Source organism: Faecalibacterium prausnitzii (assembly GCF_003287495.1).
Classification (GTDB): Bacteria; Bacillota; Clostridia; order Oscillospirales; family Ruminococcaceae; genus Faecalibacterium; species Faecalibacterium prausnitzii_I.
Window position 1 is genome coordinate 64,231 of record NZ_PRLE01000002.1, and the last position, 19,105, is coordinate 83,335.

Consider the following 19,105-nt stretch of genomic DNA (forward strand, 5'->3'; position numbering starts at 1 on the left):
AGGCCTCCCCTGTTAGGGGAGGTGGCACGCCGTCAGGCGTGACGGAGAGGTTTAAATCGTGTGCATGGCGTCGAAGACTTCCTGGCGGGTGAGGTTGATCTGCATCCCCATCTCTTTGGCCAGGGCGTCCATGCGCTGGTGCAGCTCCTCATGGCTGACACTGCACTTGGAGATATCCACCAGCATGATCATGGCGAACATGCCATGCAGAATGCTCTGGGTCACGTCCTCAATGTTGATATTCAGTTCGCTGCAAAGGGTCGAGACTTTGGCGACCACGCCAACGGTATCATGACCCATGACCGTGATAAATGCTTTCATAATTTCTACCCCATAATTTAAGTTTGACCTCTCAGTCGAGCTTCGCTCGCCAGCCACTCCTCTTTCGGCACTTTCGTGCCACCTCCCCCAGCCGGGGGAGTCTTTGGCAAATAGAGAAAGCTTCCATCGACTGCCAAGGCCTCCCCTATTAGGGAAGGTGGCATCGCGCTAGCGAGGACGGAGAGGTTTCGTTCCCCTCAAGTATAGCAGATTTGCTGAAATTTGAACACTGTTTTTAGAAAAAAGAACCGAGAACACTCCCAAAAGACATTCTATGCAAAAAACCAGATGAAAACAGCCGCCGCTTGTGTTATACTTATTTACAAATCTCGCACAACAAGCTGAAAAGGAGAACGCACCATGGAACAGCTTTTGAAAATTCTGGAAGATAACGCGCGGCTTTCCGTTGAGGACATTGCCACGATGCTGAATAAATCCCCCGCCGAGGTGGCGGCCATGATCGACCTGGCCCGGGCGCAGGGCATCATCAAGGGCTACAAGACCCTTGTGGACTGGGAAAAGGCCGGGGTGAACCGGGTGGAGGCGGTCATTGAGCTGAACGTCAGCCCCAAGAAGAGCCGCGGCTTTGATGAGATCGCGGCCACCATTGCCGCTTTTGACGAGGTGGAGAGCGTGCTGCTGATGAGCGGCGGTTACGACCTGCAGCTGGTCATCAAGGGCCAGACGTTCCAGGAGATCGCCCTGTTTGTGGCAAAGCGGCTGAGCCCGCTGGACGATGTGCTGTCCACGGCCACTCACTTTGTCCTCCGCACCTACAAAAAAGAGGGCCGCCTGTACCAGGACGACGAGATCGATGAAAGAGAGTGCACGGTGCTGTGATGGATTACGAACGACTGATCGCGCCTGCCGCCAAGGCCATGCGGCCCTCCGGCATCCGCAAATTCTTTGATCTGGCCGCTGAGATGCCCGAGTGCATCAGCCTGGGCGTGGGCGAGCCGGATTTCAAAACGCCCTGGGCCGTGCGGGAAGCCGGCATCGAGAGCCTGGAACACGGCCGCACCCGCTACACCTCCAACGCGGGCCTCAAGGAGCTGCGGGCGGAGATCACCCGCTATCTCGCCCGCCGGATGAATCTCCACTATGAGCCCAGCCAGGTGCTGGTGACGGTAGGCGGCAGCGAGGCCATTGACATGTGCATCCGCACGCTGGTCCAGCCCGGGGATGAGGTCGTCATCCCGGAGCCCTGCTTTGTCTGCTACGAGCCCATCACCACCCTTTCCGGCGGTGTGCCGGTCCATGTGGCCTGTCGACAGGAGGATGAGTTCCGCCTCAAAGCAGACGCTCTCAAAGCGGCCATTACCCCCAAGACCAAGCTGGTCATCATGCCGTTCCCCAACAACCCCACGGGTGCCGTGATGGAGCGGGAAGACCTGGAGGCCGTTGCGGAGGTGCTGCGGGGCACCAACATCATGGTGCTTTCCGATGAAATTTACGCGGAGCTCAACTATGGCCTGCGGCCCCACGTCTCCATTGCGTCCCTGCCGGATATGGCGGAGCGGACCATCGTGGTCAATGGCTTCTCCAAGAGTTATGCCATGACGGGCTGGCGGCTGGGCTATGCCTGCGGCCCGGAGCCCATCATCAAAATCATGACCAAGATCCACCAGAGCGCCATCATGAGCGCCCCCACCACCAGCCAGTACGCGGCCATCACCGCCCTGAAAGAGTGCGATGGCGAGATCGACCGGATGCGGGACGAGTACAACATGCGCCGCCGCCTGGTGGTGAAGAGCTTCAACCAGATGGGGCTGACCTGCTTTGAGCCCCGGGGCGCGTTCTATGCGTTCCCCTGCATCAAGTCCACCGGGATGAGCAGCCAGGAATTCTGCACAAAGCTGCTGGAACAGAAGCATGTGGCCATCATCCCCGGCGACGCCTTTGGTGCCTCCGGCGAGGGATATGCCCGGGTGTCCTACGCGTATTCCGTAGAGCACCTGAAAGAGGCCCTGAAGCGGATCAAGGAGTTCCTGCAGGAAAACGGCATTTATCACGGGGAAGCATAACGGGAGGAAACAACCATGGCAACTTTGAAAAGCGTGACCGTTCTGGCCCCTGCCAAGCTCAACCTGGCACTGGATGTGGTGGGTCTGCTGCCCAACGGCTATCATAATCTGGATATGACCATGCAGGCCATCACCCTGTACGAGCGGGTGGTGCTCCGCCGGAGCAATACCCTGAGCCTGAGCCTGCCCGGCAGTCCGGTGGCCGCCAACGACAGCAATACCGCCATCAAGGCGGCCATTGCCTTTTTCCAGTACACGGGCCTTTTGGCGGGTGTGGACATCACCATTTATAAAAACGTGCCCGTCCGGGCCGGTATGGCGGGCGGCAGTGCCGACGCCGCCGGTGTGCTGGTGGGCCTGAACGCCCTGTACGGGGCCAAACTCTCCATGAGTGAGCTCTGCGCTCTGGGTGCCAAAATTGGTGCCGACGTGCCTTTTGCTCTCATGGGCGGCACCTGCCGGGTGCAGGGTGTGGGCGATATCCTAAAAGCCCTGCCGCCCTGCCCGGACTGCTGGTTCACCGTGGTGATGCCGGATTACGGCGTCTCTACCCCGGAGGCCTTTGCGGCTTATGACAAAGTGGGCAGCAGCACCCACCCGGACTGTGAGGCCCAGGAAAAGGCCGTCCGGGCCGAAGATCTGGCCGGGGTCTGCGCGGCGGCCGGCAACGCGCTGGAAGAGTGCAGCGGTGCCAGGGACAACGAGGCCATCAAAGCGGCTCTCCGCCAGCACGGTGCCGTCACGGCCCTGATGACGGGCAGCGGCGCGGCGGTGTTCGGCGTGTTTCCCACCGAAGAGGCCGCCCGTGGAGCTGCCGAGGCCCTCAAGGCCCAGTGGCCGCAGGTGTATGTGGCCCAGCCCGATAAAGGCGGTGCCCGGGTCGTCAGCCCCAAATGGCTGCTGTAAGCGTTTCAGAATGCATAAACCCTCCTTTCTCCGGAAATGCTATTCCAAGAGAAGGGAGGGTCTTTTTGTGCAGACCTTTTATAAAATCTGTCTGATTCTCATGATCATCGGCGGCATCAACTGGGGGCTGGTGGGCCTGTTCCAATTCGATTTTGTGGGCTGGCTGCTGGGCGGCAGCAGCTCCATCTGGTCCCGGATCGTGTTCACTGTGGTGGGCGCGGCCGCGCTCTGCGGCATCCCGGGTCTGTTTTCCGACGAAGCAGAGTAACGCAAAAACGGCTCCTTGCAAAAAACGGCCCCCTGCAAGGGAGCCGTTTTTCTTGTGCCGTTTTATTCTTCTTCCCAGCCGACAAGATCGGGCAGGGTAAGGGTCTCATCAGAGCAGTGGGGATTGGTGGTACCATGGGCCGCCATAGACGCCCGCTCGATCTCCCGCACGATGTCGTTGATGGCCCGGCAGTCTTCGGGCAGGTCGGTCTGGTTGCGGCCGGAGTGGGTGAACAGAATCTTGCCCAGGTGGCCCACCACCAGTGTCAGGGGTAAAATCTGGGGGGCGGATTTATCGTAGTGGTAGCCCGCGTCTTTGGCGGCCTTGAAAATTTTCTGGGCCGCAAAGCTCCAGCTCAAAAGGCCGCGGGTCTGCTCCACACCCAGATACCCGTACAAAACGCCCGGTGCGTCGCAGATGACGGGGAACGGGAAATCAGAGCCCCGGGTGGCCGCCGCCACGCTCTGGGCCGAGGAGCGCACCACGCAGGCCAGCCGCACCCCTTTCAGGGCGGGCAGGGTCTTGAGATAGCGGGTGACATACTCCCGGGTGACCGGGTGGTCGAACCCGGGCAGAAAGATCATGCACAGCGGCCGGGTGCCCTCACACAGGGCGTAAAAATCGTTGCCCGGCACCGTGGGGGTGTCGTAGGTAAACCGGGGGATGCTGGTCCCCACCAGATGCTCACTTTTCATGCCGCAATGCACATCCTTTCCATCTTCACCAACAAAGCAAGAGTTGTAGGGTATTTCCCGCCTGCGGCGGGAAATACCCCTGCTGCACCCCAGATGCCTATAAAAAAATCCACACACTGGCTTTTCGCAAAAGGCCAGCGGTGGATGCATTTCGATAAAAAGATCCCGCCCGGTCGTCTGCGGTCAATCAAACCTACCCTTACGGACAGGTGGGTGCCCTGTCGCCGGATTCACGCTTCCTCATCGAGCCTCCATGGTCGACCCATGGCGGGGAGGTCTGCAATCCACCGGAGAACTCCAAGCTCCCGTTGAATGATTAGTAGGATCATATAAACCGCAACAAATCGCGCCGGGCAGGAAGTCTTGCCTGGTAATTTGTCTGGAAAATAAGGGACTTACTCGATCTCGAACTGGTCGGACAGCCGCTTCTCAAACAGCTTGCTCACTTCCAGCAGAGTCTCGTCATCTTCCACAACGTCCAGATACTCGCCCTCGTCGTCTTCGCCCACGCTCAGGATGACCAGCTGTGCATCATCATTCACATCATCCTCGTTCTCGGCGTATTCCACAACGGCCAGGTAATGCACGCCCTTATGGTCCAGCGCGTCGATCACTTCAAACGTGACTTCGTTGCCGTCCTCGTCCTCAAGGGTCATCAGGTCGGGCTGATATTCCTCTTCGGCACCCGGGGTCTTGATTTCATCTGCCATAAGTTCGTTCTCCTGTAATATCGTAAATTTTGCATAAAATCGTCATAGCTCTGCCCTTTGCGGGGAGTGCCCGCTGCTGGGTACGCCTATAGTGTAGCGTTTTTTTGCCCGCTCGTCAAGATGTTTTTCGCACAGAAAACGCGCCGCAAATTTTCACGCATTTTCCTCTCGCCTATCGGGCAGGAATATGCTATACTAAACGTTGTGTATCAACGCAGAGAATTTTGGGAAGAAACCATAATACAGGATATGCAAAAGGGGTGTGGAGTATGAATCTCAGGCCAAAAAAATATTGCGCGGCACTGGCGCTGGGTCTGGCACTGGTACTGGTACTGGCGGGGTGCAGCGGGCTGCCCACCCTGCCGGGTCTTGGCGGCGACAGCAAGCCCCAGAGCATCAGCCGCCCGGCGGTAGAGTCCGGGGAGCTGCAGTTCACCCACCCGGCGGCAGGGGACACCATTGCCGTGTTCGATACTTCAGCGGGCGTGTTCAAGGCCGTGCTGTTCCCCAGCGAAGCCCCGCAGGCCTATGATAATTTTGCAGGCCTGGTGCAGAGCGGTTATTACAACGGCCTGACCGTTTCCCGGGTGGAAAAAAATTTCCTTGTGGAGGCCGGGCAGGGGGCCGACGGCAAAGGCACCACCATCTGGAACGGCAGCCGCTGCCCCGTTGAGGTGAGCGACAAGCTCCACCATTACTCCGGGGCCCTCTGCATGGCCACGGACACCTCCGGCCAGTGCGCCAGCGTCTTCTATGTCATGGACACCCTGCCGGGCAGCGATTCCGTCACGCAGGAGCTGGTGGACCAGATGAACGCGGCCAGCTACCGCGCCGAGGTCGTTTCCGCTTACCAGACCGCCGGCGGGGCACCCTACCTCGATTATACCGATACCGTCCTCGGGCAGGTGTACGAGGGAATGGATGTGGTGGATGCCATCGGGCAGGCGGCGGTGGATGAGAACCAGAAGCCGACGGAGGCCATCACCATCAACCGTGTGAGCATTGAGACGTATCAATAACGCAAAAACACAAAAGGGACGCTTTGCGGCGTCCCTTTTTGCTTAAATTTCCCCGGGGTGATCTTTCCGCCAGGCCAGGTAGTCGTCCAGGATGACGGTGGCGCTGACGGAGTCCAGAATTTCTTTCCGTTTGCTGCCGTAGGTGCCGCTCTCGTCCAGCAGGTCGGCGGCGGCGCAGGTGGTCTGCCGCTCGTCCCACATCCGCACGGGCAGGCCGCTCCACAGCTTGACGGTGGTAGCCAGCTTCCGGCTCTTGGCGGCGCGCTCGCCCTCGGTGCCGTCCATGTTCAGCGGCAGGCCGATGACGATGAGCTCGGCCCCGATCTCTTTGGCCACCTCACACACCCGGGCGGCCACCTTGTTGCGGGCCTTGAGGGTGATCTGCGGCGTGATGGGGCTGGTAAGAAACTCGGTGCGGTCGCAGGTGGCAAGGCCGGTGCGGCTGTCCCCGTAATCCACGGCTAAAATTTTCATAGGATGTCCTTTCTGCTTGCTGGTTTTCTCCAGTGTATCACAGAATAGATGTTCTTGCAATTTTGTGGTAAAATAAAAATATTACATGGCGAGCAAGGAGAAACTATGCTGAAATTCGTGTTAGGCGGCTCCGGCAGCGGCAAGACAACCCTGCTGTACCAGCGCGTCAAGGCTCGGGCCGAGGCAGGGCAGCGCAGCATCCTGCTGGTGCCGGAACAGTTTACTTCCTCTACAGAGGGCCGCATTTACCGGGAACTGGGGGACAGCCTCTCCGGGCTGGTGGAGAGCTTTTCGTTCACCAGCCTGGCCGAGAAGATCCTCTCCACCGAGGGCGGCGCGGCGGTGCAGACCCTCTCGGATGCCGGGCGGACAGTGCTGGTCCGCCGCGCGCTGGAAGAGCTGCAGGACAATGTGCACTATTACTACCGCCACCGCCGCTCGGCGGCGTTCTGCCAGATGGCGGCGGAGACCATTGACGAACTCAAGAGCGCGGGCCTTTCCGGACAGCAGCTCTATGCGCTGGCCCGGAACTGCGGCACAGAGAGCGGCAAACTCAGCGAGCTGGCCCTCATCTTCCAGGGGTATGAAACGCTGCTGGCCCACACCGGCATGGACCCGGCGGACCGGCTGGAGCTGGCTGCGGACCGGCTGGAAGCGGCACTGGCGGCGGGAAAGCTGCCGGAGTTTTTGCGGGACCGGGCGGTCTTTGTAGATGAATTTGATACGTTCAACGCCCCCAAAAAGAGGCTGATGGGGGCCATGCTGGCGGCATTGCCCATGGTAACGGTGGCCTTGTGCGATGACGGGACCCCGTTGCAGCCGGAAGATCTGAGTTTGTTCTCCGGGGCCAAGCAGGTGGCGGCACAGCTGCGCCAGCTGGCCCGGAAAAACGGGGCGGAAGTAGCCGTGCCGGAGCTGCTGCGGAAAGATCTCCGCCATCAGGATGCCCCGGCGCTGGCGGCTGTGACCCGCCTGCTGGAAACAGGCCGCTGTGAACCTCTGCCCCCGGAAACGGCCGACGGGTTGTACCTGTTTGCCGCCCCCAGCCGGGAGGAAGAAGCCAGGGCAGCGGCGGGAGCCATCCGCCGCCTGATGCGGCAGGGGGTCCGTTGCGGGAAGATCGCCGTGGTCTGCCGCGACATTGCAAAGTACAGGGCCGCCGTGCGGTATGAGTTCCGGATGGCGGACATTCCCCTCTACTGCGATGAGCCTACCACGCCGGAGTTCAGCGCCCCGGCCACCGCCGTGCGAGCCCTGCTGGCTCTGACCCGGGGCGCGGAGCTCACCGAGCAGCTGACCACCCTGGCCAAGACCGGCCTGTGCAGCCTGACCGAGGAAGAGGTCTGCGCGTTGGAAAACTACGCCTATACCTGGGCCCCCAATGCGGCGGCCTGGCGGGAGGAGTTTACCAAAAATCCCAGGGGCTTTGGCGATATGGAACCCACCGAGGAGGATACTGCCAACCTGGCCCGGGCCGAGAAAGCCCGTGCCCTGCTGGTGGGGGCCGTGGACACCCTGCGGGGCAAGCTGCGCTCCGCCAATGCCGAGCAGATGAGCCGGGCCCTCTATTTCTGCCTCAAAGAATTGGGGGCCGAAGATCAGCAAACCAGCCTCATCGAGGCCATCCGGGCCGAGCGGGGCATCCCGGCAGCGGAGGAAGCTGCCCGGGAGTGGAACGTCGTCATGGGCCTGCTCAACGAGATGGCCCGCCTGCTGGGGGAACAGACCGTCACGGTGGCGGAGTACGAGGACCTGTTCGGCCTGCTGCTCCGCGCCTCGGATCTGGGACACATCCCCCAGACGCTGGACGCCGTGGTGCTGGCTGGTGCTGGCAAAATGCGGCTGGACGACCCGGACTATGTGTTTGTTCTGGGGCTGGCGGAGGGCGAGTTCCCCACGGCTCCCGGCGAAAGCGGTCTGCTGACCCATGCGGACCGCGATGCCCTGATGGCGAATGAGATCGACCTGCCCGACTGCTTTGAGAACCGGGTGGTGCGCGAGCAGGTCTGTTTTTATAAGGCACTGACCGCCCCGGCCAAGGGGCTCTGGATGAGCTGGCCCAAGGGGCAGGGCCTGACCCTGTGCGCGGCCTTGGAGCCGATTGTGGACGCGCTGGACCCTGCCCCGCCGGAGCTGGAATTGGCTGACCTGGCCGCCACCCCGGCGGACGGGCTGGACTGCCTGGGCGGAGGCTGGCCCCTCACGGAGGTGGAGCGTGCCAGCCTGACCGAGGCCCTGAAAACACCGGGCACGGGACCGGAAGAAACCGAAGAACCGCAAGGCCTCGCCCTGCTCCGCCGGATGGCGGAAAGTGCCCCCCGGCAGGTGCACGACCTCACGGCTCTGGAAGCGCTGCTGGGGCGGCGGCTCCGCATCTCCCCCAGCCAGCTGGAAAAATATTATACCTGCCGTTACGGCTATTTCCTGCAATACGTTTTAGGCCTGCGCCCCCGCAAGCGGGCAGAGCTTTCCGCCGACCAGAGCGGCACCCTGATGCACTGGGTGCTGCAGATGGCGCTGGACCCGAACCCCGGCCCGGACAACCCCTGCGCCAACGCCATGACGCCTTTTTTGGAGCTGGACGACGAGGCCATGGCGGCGCTGGCCTCCCTGCTGGTGGACGAGTACGCCAAGCGCTATCTGCCGGAGGACACCGCCCGCTTTGCCTACCTGCTCTCCCGCCTGAAAAAGAGCATGACAAGCCTTTTGTGCTACCTGCGGGATGAACAGCGGCAGTCCAGTTTCCGCCCGGTGGCCTGTGAATTGAAGATCGGCCGGGGGGAGGATTCTGTCCCCGGGCAGACCTATCATCTCTCGGACGGGCGGACGGTGCAGCTCATCGGTACGGTGGATCGGGCGGACGAATGGGTGGAAGAAGACGGTACCCGCTGGGTGCGGGTGGTGGACTACAAGACCGGCAGCAAAAAGCTGGACCTGAAAGAGGTCTACTGCGGCCTGGACTGTCAGATGCTGCTCTACCTGTTCAGCCTGACGCGGGACAAAAGCGGCCGTTTTACCGGGGCAGAGCCTGCGGGCGTGCTGTACCTGCTGGCCGACCCGGCCCCCGAGACGACCACCCGCCAGAACGCCGCCAAGAGCGTGGAGTACAAGCTGGATGGCCTGGTGCGGGACGAGCAGAAAGTGTTCGACGCCATGGATGCCGACGAGACGGGGCGGTATCTGCCGTTCTCGTTCCGCAACGGTGCCCCCAGCCCCTACCAGAAAGACAAGCGGGCGGACATCGCCAAGCTGAACCGCATCGAGCTGCATCTGGACGACCTGGTCACCCGGATGGGCGAGCAGCTCTACGGCGGGCAGATCGCCGCCGAGCCGCTGGTGACGGGCCGCAGCCCCTGCCAGTGGTGTGATTACGGCTTTATCTGCTGCCATGAGACGGGCATCGGGGAGCGGGCCCTGAACGCCCCGGAAAAGCCTTTTGAACCCGAAGAAAAAACCGAGGAGGAGGAAAAAGCATGAGCGAACCCAAATGGACGCCTGCCCAGTGCGCCGCCATTGCAGACCGGGGCGGTGCGCTGCTGGTGAGCGCGGCGGCGGGCAGCGGCAAGACCGCTGTCCTGACCGAGCGCGCCGTCCGGCTCATCACGGACCCGGACCACCCCGTGGACGCCGACCGCCTCCTCATCGTTACCTTTACCAACGCGGCTGCCGCCGAGCTGCGGGCCCGCATCGGGCAGGCATTGCTCCGGCGCAGCCAGGCAGAGCCGGGCAACAGCGCCCTCCGCCGCCAGCGGATGCTGCTGCAGCGGGCCCCCATCTGCACCATTGATGCGTTCTGCCTCGATTTGCTCCACAAGCATTTCCAGGCGCTGGACATCCCGCCGGACTTTTCCCCCGCCGACCCCGGCAGTGTGGAAACCTTGCGGGCAGCGGCCCTCTCGGAGACGCTGGAGCACGCCTACGCCGACCCGGATTTCTGCGCCTTTGCCGACCTGTACGGCAAGGGCCGCACGGACCGGGCGGCGGGGGAGACGATCCTACACGTCTATGATTTCCTCCGTGCCCTGCCGGACTATGACAAAAAGCTGGACGAATTTTTAGCCCCGTGGGAAGCGGAGAACGGGTTTGCTTCCACCTGCTGGCACGACATCCTGCTGCGGGAGGCTGCCCGTGATGCGCAGTCGGCCCGGGAGCTGTTCGAGGCGGCGCTGGCGGATGCAAACACGGACTCTGTGCAGGAGCTGGGGGAAGCACAGCTGAAAAAAACGCCTGCAGCCATCCGGAAAGCCGAAGAGGCGGTGCAGGAAAAATACGAGGAAGTCTGCGGCCGGCTGGAAGAAGCTGCCGCCCGGCTGGGCGAGGTGGAGCGGCTGGCCCGGGCCGGGGAGTGGACGTCCCTTTACGACAGGCTCACCCCTTATGTTCTGGGCATGGAGGAGACGCCGGGCCTGAAAGGCTCCCGCAGGCGGCTGAAAGGCGACCACAAGACCGCCATCAAGACCCGCGCCAGTGAGGCGGCGGACCTGTTTGAGACCATCTGCGGCCTTGTCTCCTGCAGCATGGAAGAGGCCGAGGCGGACCGGAAAGAGGCCCTGCCTCGGCTCCGGGCCCTGTTTGCGGCGGTGCGGGATTTTGATGCCCGCTTCTCCGCCAAAAAGCAGGAGCGGAAGCTGCTGGAATTCAGTGATTTTGAGCATCAGGCTCTCCGCCTGCTGCGGGACGCGGACGGCAAGCCCACCCCGCTGTGCGAGAGCATCCGGCAGAATTACGCCGCCGTGATGGTGGACGAGTATCAGGACACGAACGCCTTGCAGGACGCCCTTTACACCTGCCTTGCCACCCCCAGCGGGGATGATTTGTTCCTCGTGGGCGATTTGAAGCAGAGCATCTACCGCTTCCGTCAGGCCGACCCCAGCATCTTCCGGCAAAAGCTGGATCGCTGGCCCCTGCTGCCGGGCGGAGTTGCCCGCCCCCGCCCGGAGGAGGGCACCCCGGGCCGGAACGCTCTATTGGCGCTGGATGCCAACTTCCGGAGCGCGCCGCAGGTGGTAGCGGGCATCAACTTTTTGTTTGAGCAGCTCATGACTCCCTCGCTGGGCGATACCGCTTACGGCGACGGCCAGCGGCTGGTCTGCGGGGCACCGGGAACGTACGCGGGCCGTGTGGAAGCGCACTTCCTGCCCGACGACACGGCGGAGACAGACGCGAATTTCATCGCGGAAAAAATCGAGCAGCTGGTGGCGGCCGGGGAGCCGGTGCGGGAGGGGAGCGCGACCCGCCCGGTCCGGTATGAGGACTGCTGCATCCTGCTGGCGGCCCGCGGCGATTTCCCGGCCTATGCCGAGGCGTTGACGGCCCGGGGCATCCCGGTTTATGCCGACGCCCGGGAAAATCTGCTGGATGCCCCCCACATCCGGCCTCTCATCGCCCTGCTGCGGGTCATCGACAACCCCGCGCAGGACATCTATCTGGCAGCTGCCATGCTGGGGCCGCTGTTCGGCTTCACGGACGATGATCTTGTCCGTCTCCGGGCCCTGCAGCGCAAGACCAGCCTCTATGGCGCGGTGCTGGCGGCAGTGCAGAGCGAGGAAGACAACGAGTTCACCCGGAAAGCGCGGGCTTTTTATGCCCGCCTGACGGAGCTGCGCCGGATGGCCCGGAGCGTGCCGGTGGAGCAGCTGCTGGAGGAGATCTTTGCCTCCACCGGCTATCTGGCGGCGCTGGGCGTCATGGAAAACGGCACCCGCCGCCGGGAGGACGCCCGGCGGTTTGCGGCGTTCTGCGCCAGCGTGGGCGGCAGCGGCATCTCGGCGCTGGTGCGCGCCATTGACGCGGCGGCCCTGGCGGGCTCCACCGGGCAGGATACCGTTCCCGGCGGTTCCCGCCCTGGCTGCGTGACCATTATGACCATCCACCGCTCCAAGGGATTGCAGTTCCCGGTGGTGTTTTTGGCGGACACGGCCCGGCGGTTCAATGCCGCCGACACCCGCCAGCCGGTGCTGCTCCACCGGGAGGTCGGCGCGGGGCTCCGCCTCCGGCCCGAGGCGGGGGAGGGCGCCTACAAGACCGCCGCCTATGCCGCCCTGGCCAATGTCCACGAGCAGGAAATGCGCAGTGAGCAGATGCGGCTGCTCTATGTGGCCCTGACCCGGGCGCAGGACGAGCTGATTTTGACCATCCCATTGGGGATGACCAAGACCACCAACCCCTTTGCCAAAGCGGCGGCGTTTTTGACGGCCGGGGCAGGGGAGACGCTGCACCAACAGGCGGCCTGCTTTGCGGACTGGCTGCGGGCGGCGCTGCTGGTCCACCCGGGCGGCGGGCCGCTCCGCCGCCTGGCGGAGAATCTGGAGCTGCCGTTTGTGGACACCCGGAGCACCATTGCGGTGACGGTTCATGACGCCCCGGCGGAGGCGGCGGAGCCGGAAACGGCGGAAGAAATTCTCGAAACGGCCTCCGCCGACCCGGCCCTTGTAGAGACACTGCGGGCGGGCTTTGGCTGGCAGTACCCTGCAGCGGACCTGGCCGCGGTGCCTGCCAAGGTCAGCGTGACCAGCATCGTCCACAAGCAGGAGCAGACGACATTGGAGCGGCCCGCGTTCCTTTCCAAAGACGGCCTCACCGCCGCCGAGATGGGAACGGCCCTCCACGCCTTTCTGGAGCACGCCGATTTCGCAGCCCTTGCCGCCGGGCTTGCCGGGGGCGGGGATACACTGGCCGAGGCCATCCGCACCGAGCGCCAGCGGCAGGTGGAGGCAAAGCTTACCCCGCCGGAAATTGCCGGGAAGCTGGATGTGAGCAAGATCCGCCGCTTTGTGGAAAGCGAGGCTTTTGCCCGCATCCGGGCGGCAAAGCAGGTGCTGCGGGAGCTGGACTTCATCACGGCCCTGCCTGCCAGCGCGGTGCTGGCGGCGCAGGGGAGTGCCCGGCTGCAGGCAGACTCCGCGGCCGCCCAGGCGCGGGTGTTGGTGCAGGGCATTGCGGACATCGTGCTGGTGTTTGACGACCACATCGAGCTGCTGGACTATAAGACCGACCGCAAAAAGACGGAACAGGAGTTTCTGGACGCCTACCGTGCCCAGCTCAATCTGTACGCCCTGGCCATTGAAAAGCGCTTCGCGCCAAAGCCCGTGACGTATAAAGGGATCTACTCGTTCAGCCTGAACCGGCTGCTCGAAGTGGAAACATAATTTTTCAAAAATCCGCATAAAAATGCTTGACAGGGGATACGGGCTGTGGTAAACTACTCGGGTAAAGAAAGCAGCTACGGCCTGTGCCGCGCTCGCCTTGTGGGGTTCAAATCCCCGGGCTATACCCTGAAACGTATCTCCTGAGAGCAGGAGTGCGGCTTTGAGTGAATTGTGCGCGGCTGTCCGGAAACGGGCGGCCGCGTTTTCTACGCTAAATTTTGCAACACTATGGATTATTGTTTGGAGGTGCATTCATCATCGCTACCGCTGGAAAGTCGAAGGAACTGGAGATCAACGGTCAGATCCGTGACCGTGAGGTTCGCCTGATCGGAGCAGACGGCGAGCAGAAAGGTGTGGTCAGCATTCAGGTGGCCATGCGTGCTGCTGAGGACGCAGGGCTCGATCTGGTAAAGATCGCACCGCAGGCTGTCCCGCCTGTGTGCAAGGTGCTGGATTACGGCAAGTACCGTTTTGAACAGCAGAAGAAGGAGAAGGAAGCCAAGAAGAACCAGAAGGTGGTCGAAGTCAAAGAGACCCGCCTCTCGCTCAACATTGACACCAACGACTTCAACACCAAGCTGAACCAGACCGCCAAGTTTTTGGCAGCTGGCCACAAGGTGAAAGTTTCGATCCGCTTCCGTGGCCGCGAGATGGCGCACAGCGCACTGGGTGCCGACGTGCTGAAACGCTTTGCCGAGGGCCTGCCCCAGGCAAGCATGGACAAAGCACCGGTGCTTGAGGGCCGCACGATGTCCATTCTGCTGATCCCGAAACCCAATAAGGACTAATTTTAGGAGGATACTAAAATGGCTAAGATGAAACTGAAGACGCACTCCGGCGCTAAGAAGCGCTTTAAGCTGACCAAGAACGGCAAGATCAAGCGCGGCCATGCATTCCGCAGCCACATCCTGACCAAGAAGACCACCAAGCTGACCCGTGGTTACCGTCAGCCCAGCTACGTTGATAAGACCAACGCTGCTACCATCAAGAGCATGCTGCCCTACGCCTAAGAAGCGAGCCGCAAGCACACAGACATTTACGAGACTAAAGGAGATATAAAAAATGGCACGTATCAAAGGCGCAACCATGACCCACAAACGTCGCAAGAAGATGCTGAAGCTGGCTAAGGGCTTCTACGGCTGCAAGAGCAAGCACTTTAAGATGGCCAAGCAGCAGGTCATGAAGAGCGGCAACTACGCTCTGGCTGGCCGCCGCATGAAGAAGCGTCAGTTCCGCAACCTGTGGATCTGCCGCATCAACAATGCTGTCCGTCCTCTGGGCATGAACTACTCCACCTTTATGGCTGGCCTGAAGAAGGCAGGCATCGAGCTGAACCGCAAGATGCTGAGCGAAATGGCCATCAACGATCCCAAGAGCTTTGCAGCTCTGGTCGAGACCGTGAAGAACGCCTAATCAAGACCTTTTGTGACGCCCGCGCGTATTATTACGCGGGCGTCCTTTTTGTATGTTCTGGAGGGCAGCATGACTGAAAAAATCACCAGCCGGGAAAACGCAAAGATCAAATACGCCTGCCGCCTTGCGCAGAGTGCGGCGTTCCGCCGCGGCGAGGGCCGCTTTCTGGCCGAGGGCCGCAAGCTCTGCCCGGAGCTGGCCCGTGGCGCGGAGCTGGAAACCCTGTTTTACACCGAAACGGCGGCTGAAAAATGCCCCGAGCTGGAAACTCTGCCTGGGGAGCACTATCTGGTGGAGGACCATGTGGCCGATAAACTGGCCGACGTGGGCACCCATCAGGGCGTGTTCGGCGTGTTCCGCACGCCGGAGCATACGCTGGAAGAAGCCAGAACGGGCGGGCGGTATCTGGCGCTGGAGCGGGTGCAGGACCCCGGCAATGTGGGCACCCTGCTGCGCTCGGCGGCGGCGTTTGGCTTTGACGGCGTGCTGCTGAGTGACGGCTGCGCCAGCGTCTGGGCCCCCAAGACCCTCCGGGCCTCCATGGGCGCGGCTGTCCGCATCCCGGTCATCGAGGCTGGGAAGATGCCGGAGGCCATTGCCGCCCTGCGGGCAAAGGGGATCACCTGCCTGGCGGCGGCACTTTATAAGTCGCAGCCCCTGAGCGCGGCCGAGCCCCGCTACCCGGGCGGCGTCTGCGTCGTCATCGGCAGCGAGGGCCAGGGCTTGACGGAGGAGACCATCCGCGCCTGCAATGGCACGGTGCGCATCCCCATGACCGACCGGGTGGAGAGCCTGAACGCGGGCATTGCGGGCAGCATTCTGCTGTGGCATTTCCGGGAGGAAAGCCTGTGAACGGCCCGGGCCTCGGGCAGATGAGTCTCTTCCCGCCCGAGCCCGCGCCGGAGCCGCTGCTCTGCTGGCTCTGGCTGGCCCACACCCTGGGTGCGGGCAGCGGCCACGCGGGGCAGGTGCTGGACGCTTTTGGCGGGGCCCAGGAAGCCTGGGAAGCCCGGGAAAGTGACGCGTTCCGGGCAGCGGCGGGCATCCCCGCCGCCCAGCGGGCCAGCCTGCCCGGGAACACCCCGGAGCACTACCGTGCCTTTGCGCGGCGGTGCGCGGCCCGGGGCATCCGCATCCTACCCTATGATGACCCGGACTATCCACTGGCGTTTTCCCGTATCCCGGACATGCCGCTGGTTCTCTACTGTACTGGCGACCCGCGCTGGCTCAACGAGCCTGCCACCATCGGGATGGTGGGAAGCCGCAAGCCCACCGAGTACGGCCAGCAGGCGGCAGCGGACCTGGGCGGAGCCCTGGCAAAAGCCGGGGCCGTCATCGTCAGCGGGCTGGCGGACGGGCTGGACAGCGCGGGCCACCGCGCCGCTGTCCGGGAGCACTGCCCCACCATCGGGGTGCTGGGCGTCCCCATCGACCGCACCTACCCGGCCTCCAACCGGGAACTGCGGCGGCAGATCGAGCGGAAAGGCTGTGTCATCAGTGAGTACCCGCCCGAGAGCGAGCCCGTGGGGCGGAACGGCTTTTTGCAGCGCAACCGCCTCATCGCGGCGCTGTCCTCCGCGCTGGTGGTGGTGGAGGCGCAGGAAAAAAGCGGCACCATGTCCACGGTGAACCATGCCGAGCGGTATGGAAAACCGGTGTATGCGGTGCCGGGCAGCATCTTCTCGCCCAACTCGCAGGGGACAAATGCCCTGCTGCGGGAGGGCCGCGCCAAGGCGGTCTGCAAGGCGGAAGACTTATTTGACGTGCTGGGCCTCCGCCCGGCCGCGGCGCGGGCAGAGGAGCGCACTGCAGCCGCCCCGCTGAGTGAAAATGAGCGCCGGGTGCTGGCCTGCATCGGCCCGCAGGCCCGGGGCGTGGAGGAACTGGGGAGCCAGAGCGGCCTGCCCACGGCTCTGCTGCTGGGCACCCTGATGAAGCTGGAACTCTCCGGCCGGGTGCTCTGCCTGCCGGGAAAACGGTATATTCTGCGCTGAAAAGCGCATTTCTATATAAAAGGGAGAAAACGTATGTCGAAACTGGTGATCGTGGAGTCGCCCGCAAAGGCGAAGACCATTGGCAAATATCTGGGCAAGGATTACGAAGTAACGGCCAGCATGGGCCATATCCGGGATCTGCCCGCCTCGCAGCTTGGCATTGATGTGGAGCACGATTACGCGCCCCAGTACATCAGCATCAAGGGCAAGGAAAAGCTCATCAAGGAGCTCAAGAGCAAGGCCAAGCACTCGGACGGCGTCATCCTTGCGACCGACCCGGACCGTGAGGGCGAAGCCATCAGCTGGCACCTGGCCAATATCCTGGGCCTGGACCCCCACGGCAACAACCGCGTGACCTTTGACGAGATCACGAAGAAAGGCGTGCAGGAGGGCATGGCCCACCCCCGCGCCATTGACGAAGACCTCTTCAACGCCCAGCAGGCCCGCCGCGTGCTGGACCGTCTGGTGGGCTATAAGCTCAGCCCGTTCCTCTGGCGGAAAGTCCGCCGGGGCCTGTCGGCAGGCCGTGTGCAGAGCGTGGCCGTCCGGATCATCGACGACCGGGAAAAAGAGATCGAGAATTTCAAGCCGGAGGAGTACTGGAACATTGACGCCAGCTTCGGCGTGGGCCGCAAGACCTTTACGGCCCGCCTCTCCTCGGACGCCAAGGGCAAAAAGCTCCTGCCCCACAATGAGGAAGAGGCCCGCGCCATTGAGCAGGGCCTGCAGGGGGCCGAGTACACCGTGGGCGAACTGAAAAAGGGTAAGCGCTCCAAGCAGCCCACCCCGGCGTTCATCACCAGTACCCTGCAGCAGGAGGCTTCCCGCCGCCTGGGCTTTACGGCCACCCGCACCATGCGGGCCGCCCAGACCCTGTACGAGGGCGTGGACATTGCCGGGCATGGCACCATGGGTCTGATCACCTATATGCGTACCGACAGCCTCCGCATCTCCGATGAAGCCGTTGCCGCCGCAAAGGAGTATATCGCAGGGGCCTACGGCGAAAATTATATCTGTCCCTACAAGCGCGCCTGGAAGACCAAGAGCGCGACCGCGGCGCAGGACGCCCATGAGGCCATCCGTCCCTCGGTGCCGTCCCTGACGCCGGACGAGGTGGATCAGAGCATCAGCGGCGATACCGCCAAGCTCTACCGGATGATCTGGAGCCGCTTTATGGCCAGCCAGATGGCCGACTGCCAGCAGGATACCGTGTCCGTGACCGTCTATGCGGGGGACTACCGCTTCAAGGCCAGCGGCTACACGGTCACGTTTGATGGCTTTACCGCCCTGTACGAGGAAGCCACCGACGAGAAAGAAAAGAAAGAGACCAGCCTGCCCCCGCTGGAGCAGGGCCAGGTGCTCAAGCTCAAGGAGCTGAAGAGCGAACAGAAGTTCACCCAGCCCCCTGCCCGTTACACCGAGGCCACCCTCATTAAGGCGCTGGAAGAGAACGGCATCGGCCGCCCCTCCACCTACGCGCCCATCATCACCACCATCATTGACCGCGGCTATGTGGAGCGGGACCAGAAAAAGCTCAAGCCCACCCTGCTGGGCCGGGCCGTGGACGGCCTGATGCTGGAGCAGTTCCCTCACATCGTGGATGTGGACTTCTCGGCTGAGATGGAGAAGAACCTGGATAAGGTGGAAAGCGGCAAGGCCGACTGGCACAAGACCGTGGACGACTTCTATCAGGGGTTTGCAGCCAGCCTGGAGCAGGCGGAGAAGAACATGGAGGGCAAAAAGGTCAAGGTGCCGGACGAGCCCTCCAGCGAGGTGTGCGACCTGTGCGGCCGCCCCATGGTCATCAAGGTGGGCAAGTATGGCAAGTTCCTGGCCTGCTCGGGCTTCCCGGAGTGCCGGGGCACCAAGCGGCTGGTCAAGGATACCGGCGGCATCTGCCCCAAGTGCGGCAAGGGCCGTATGCTGGAGCGTAAGAGCGCCAAGGGCCGCATTTACTACGGCTGTGAGCGCTACCCCGACTGCGATTTTATGACCTGGGACATGCCCGTGGCCACCAAGTGCGAGAAATGCGGCTCCACCCTCTTCCGCAAGGGCTCCAAGCTCTACTGTGCAAAAGAGGGCTGTGGCTTTGAGATGCCGGTGCCGAAGAAAGATTAAACCTCTCAGTCTGCT

17 protein-coding genes and 1 other RNA gene are annotated in these 19,105 nt (G+C 62.6%); 13 read left to right on the forward strand and 5 right to left on the reverse strand.

Annotated features, from left to right (window positions below; all coding sequences use genetic code 11):
* Positions 1-51: 51 nt before the first annotated feature.
* A complete protein-coding gene (locus tag C4N22_RS03835; RefSeq protein WP_112115092.1) occupies positions 52-321 on the reverse strand; it encodes an ACT domain-containing protein in 270 nt (89 codons plus the stop codon).
* 360 nt (positions 322-681) lie between these two features.
* Between C4N22_RS03835 and C4N22_RS03840 the strand changes: the two genes are divergently transcribed.
* The 4 genes from C4N22_RS03840 to C4N22_RS03855 all read left to right on the forward strand — a co-directional run bounded on the left by C4N22_RS03840 (position 682) and on the right by C4N22_RS03855 (position 3,519).
* A complete protein-coding gene (locus C4N22_RS03840) occupies positions 682-1,161 on the forward strand; it encodes an Lrp/AsnC family transcriptional regulator (protein ID WP_022256831.1) in 480 nt (159 codons plus the stop codon).
* Positions 1,161-2,345 (forward strand): pyridoxal phosphate-dependent aminotransferase, encoded by a 1,185-nt coding sequence (locus C4N22_RS03845; RefSeq protein ID WP_022256830.1) that lies wholly within the window; start codon positions 1,161-1,163, stop codon positions 2,343-2,345. Before C4N22_RS03840 ends, C4N22_RS03845 begins: the two co-directional genes overlap by 1 nt.
* A 15-nt stretch (positions 2,346-2,360) precedes the next feature.
* Positions 2,361-3,251, forward strand: a complete 891-nt coding sequence (gene ispE / locus C4N22_RS03850) for a 4-(cytidine 5'-diphospho)-2-C-methyl-D-erythritol kinase (protein WP_112148060.1) — start codon at positions 2,361-2,363, stop codon at positions 3,249-3,251.
* A gap of 67 nt (positions 3,252-3,318) precedes the next feature.
* Complete coding sequence (locus C4N22_RS03855) at positions 3,319-3,519, forward strand: DUF378 domain-containing protein (RefSeq protein ID WP_022256828.1); 201 nt, start codon at positions 3,319-3,321, stop codon at positions 3,517-3,519.
* 62 nt (positions 3,520-3,581) lie between these two features.
* Here C4N22_RS03855 and C4N22_RS03860 read toward each other — a convergent pair whose 3' ends face one another.
* From C4N22_RS03860 to C4N22_RS03870, 3 genes are all read right to left on the reverse strand, one after another.
* Positions 3,582-4,214, reverse strand: a complete 633-nt coding sequence (locus C4N22_RS03860; protein WP_112115095.1) for an AhpC/TSA family protein — start codon at positions 4,212-4,214, stop codon at positions 3,582-3,584.
* A 158-nt stretch (positions 4,215-4,372) separates the two neighbouring features.
* Positions 4,373-4,577, reverse strand: a non-coding RNA gene (ssrS, locus tag C4N22_RS03865) — 6S RNA.
* Positions 4,578-4,609: 32 nt separating this feature from the next.
* Positions 4,610-4,924 carry a DUF1292 domain-containing protein gene (locus C4N22_RS03870; RefSeq protein ID WP_022256826.1) on the reverse strand — a complete coding sequence of 105 codons (315 nt, stop codon included), beginning with the start codon at positions 4,922-4,924 and terminating at the stop codon, positions 4,610-4,612.
* Between the two features lie 269 nt (positions 4,925-5,193).
* Here C4N22_RS03870 and C4N22_RS03875 point away from each other — a divergent pair, with 269 nt between their 5' ends.
* Positions 5,194-5,943, forward strand: coding sequence for a peptidylprolyl isomerase (locus C4N22_RS03875; RefSeq protein ID WP_112148061.1), 750 nt, complete (start codon positions 5,194-5,196; stop codon positions 5,941-5,943).
* Between the two features lie 42 nt (positions 5,944-5,985).
* Here C4N22_RS03875 and ruvX read toward each other — a convergent pair whose 3' ends face one another.
* A complete protein-coding gene (gene ruvX, locus C4N22_RS03880) occupies positions 5,986-6,417 on the reverse strand; it encodes a Holliday junction resolvase RuvX (protein WP_022256824.1) in 432 nt (143 codons plus the stop codon).
* A gap of 105 nt (positions 6,418-6,522) precedes the next feature.
* Between ruvX and C4N22_RS03885 the strand changes: the two genes are divergently transcribed.
* The 8 genes from C4N22_RS03885 to topA all read left to right on the forward strand — a co-directional run bounded on the left by C4N22_RS03885 (position 6,523) and on the right by topA (position 19,090).
* Positions 6,523-9,894: a PD-(D/E)XK nuclease family protein gene (locus C4N22_RS03885; RefSeq protein ID WP_112148062.1), complete on the forward strand. Its 3,372-nt coding sequence runs from the start codon at positions 6,523-6,525 to the stop codon at positions 9,892-9,894.
* Complete coding sequence (locus tag C4N22_RS03890) at positions 9,891-13,565, forward strand: UvrD-helicase domain-containing protein (protein WP_112148063.1); 3,675 nt, start codon at positions 9,891-9,893, stop codon at positions 13,563-13,565. Before C4N22_RS03885 ends, C4N22_RS03890 begins: the two co-directional genes overlap by 4 nt.
* A gap of 236 nt (positions 13,566-13,801) precedes the next feature.
* Entirely contained in the window at positions 13,802-14,353 is a 552-nt protein-coding gene (gene infC / locus C4N22_RS03895) for a translation initiation factor IF-3 (protein ID WP_022256821.1), read from the forward strand.
* A gap of 18 nt (positions 14,354-14,371) precedes the next feature.
* On the forward strand, positions 14,372-14,575 hold the full coding sequence (gene rpmI / locus C4N22_RS03900) for a 50S ribosomal protein L35 (protein WP_005928215.1): 204 nt from the start codon (positions 14,372-14,374) through the stop codon (positions 14,573-14,575).
* A 52-nt stretch (positions 14,576-14,627) separates the two neighbouring features.
* Positions 14,628-14,978, forward strand: coding sequence for a 50S ribosomal protein L20 (gene rplT / locus C4N22_RS03905; protein ID WP_005928218.1), 351 nt, complete (start codon positions 14,628-14,630; stop codon positions 14,976-14,978).
* A gap of 69 nt (positions 14,979-15,047) precedes the next feature.
* The gene (locus C4N22_RS03910) at positions 15,048-15,830 is read left to right on the forward strand and encodes a TrmH family RNA methyltransferase (RefSeq protein WP_022257721.1); all 783 of its coding nucleotides are present in this window, start codon (positions 15,048-15,050) and stop codon (positions 15,828-15,830) included.
* On the forward strand, positions 15,827-16,972 hold the full coding sequence (gene dprA / locus C4N22_RS03915) for a DNA-processing protein DprA (RefSeq protein WP_112148064.1): 1,146 nt from the start codon (positions 15,827-15,829) through the stop codon (positions 16,970-16,972). Before C4N22_RS03910 ends, dprA begins: the two co-directional genes overlap by 4 nt.
* Before the next feature lie 33 nt (positions 16,973-17,005).
* A complete protein-coding gene (gene topA / locus C4N22_RS03920) occupies positions 17,006-19,090 on the forward strand; it encodes a type I DNA topoisomerase (protein ID WP_112115102.1) in 2,085 nt (694 codons plus the stop codon).
* Positions 19,091-19,105 lie beyond the last annotated feature (15 nt).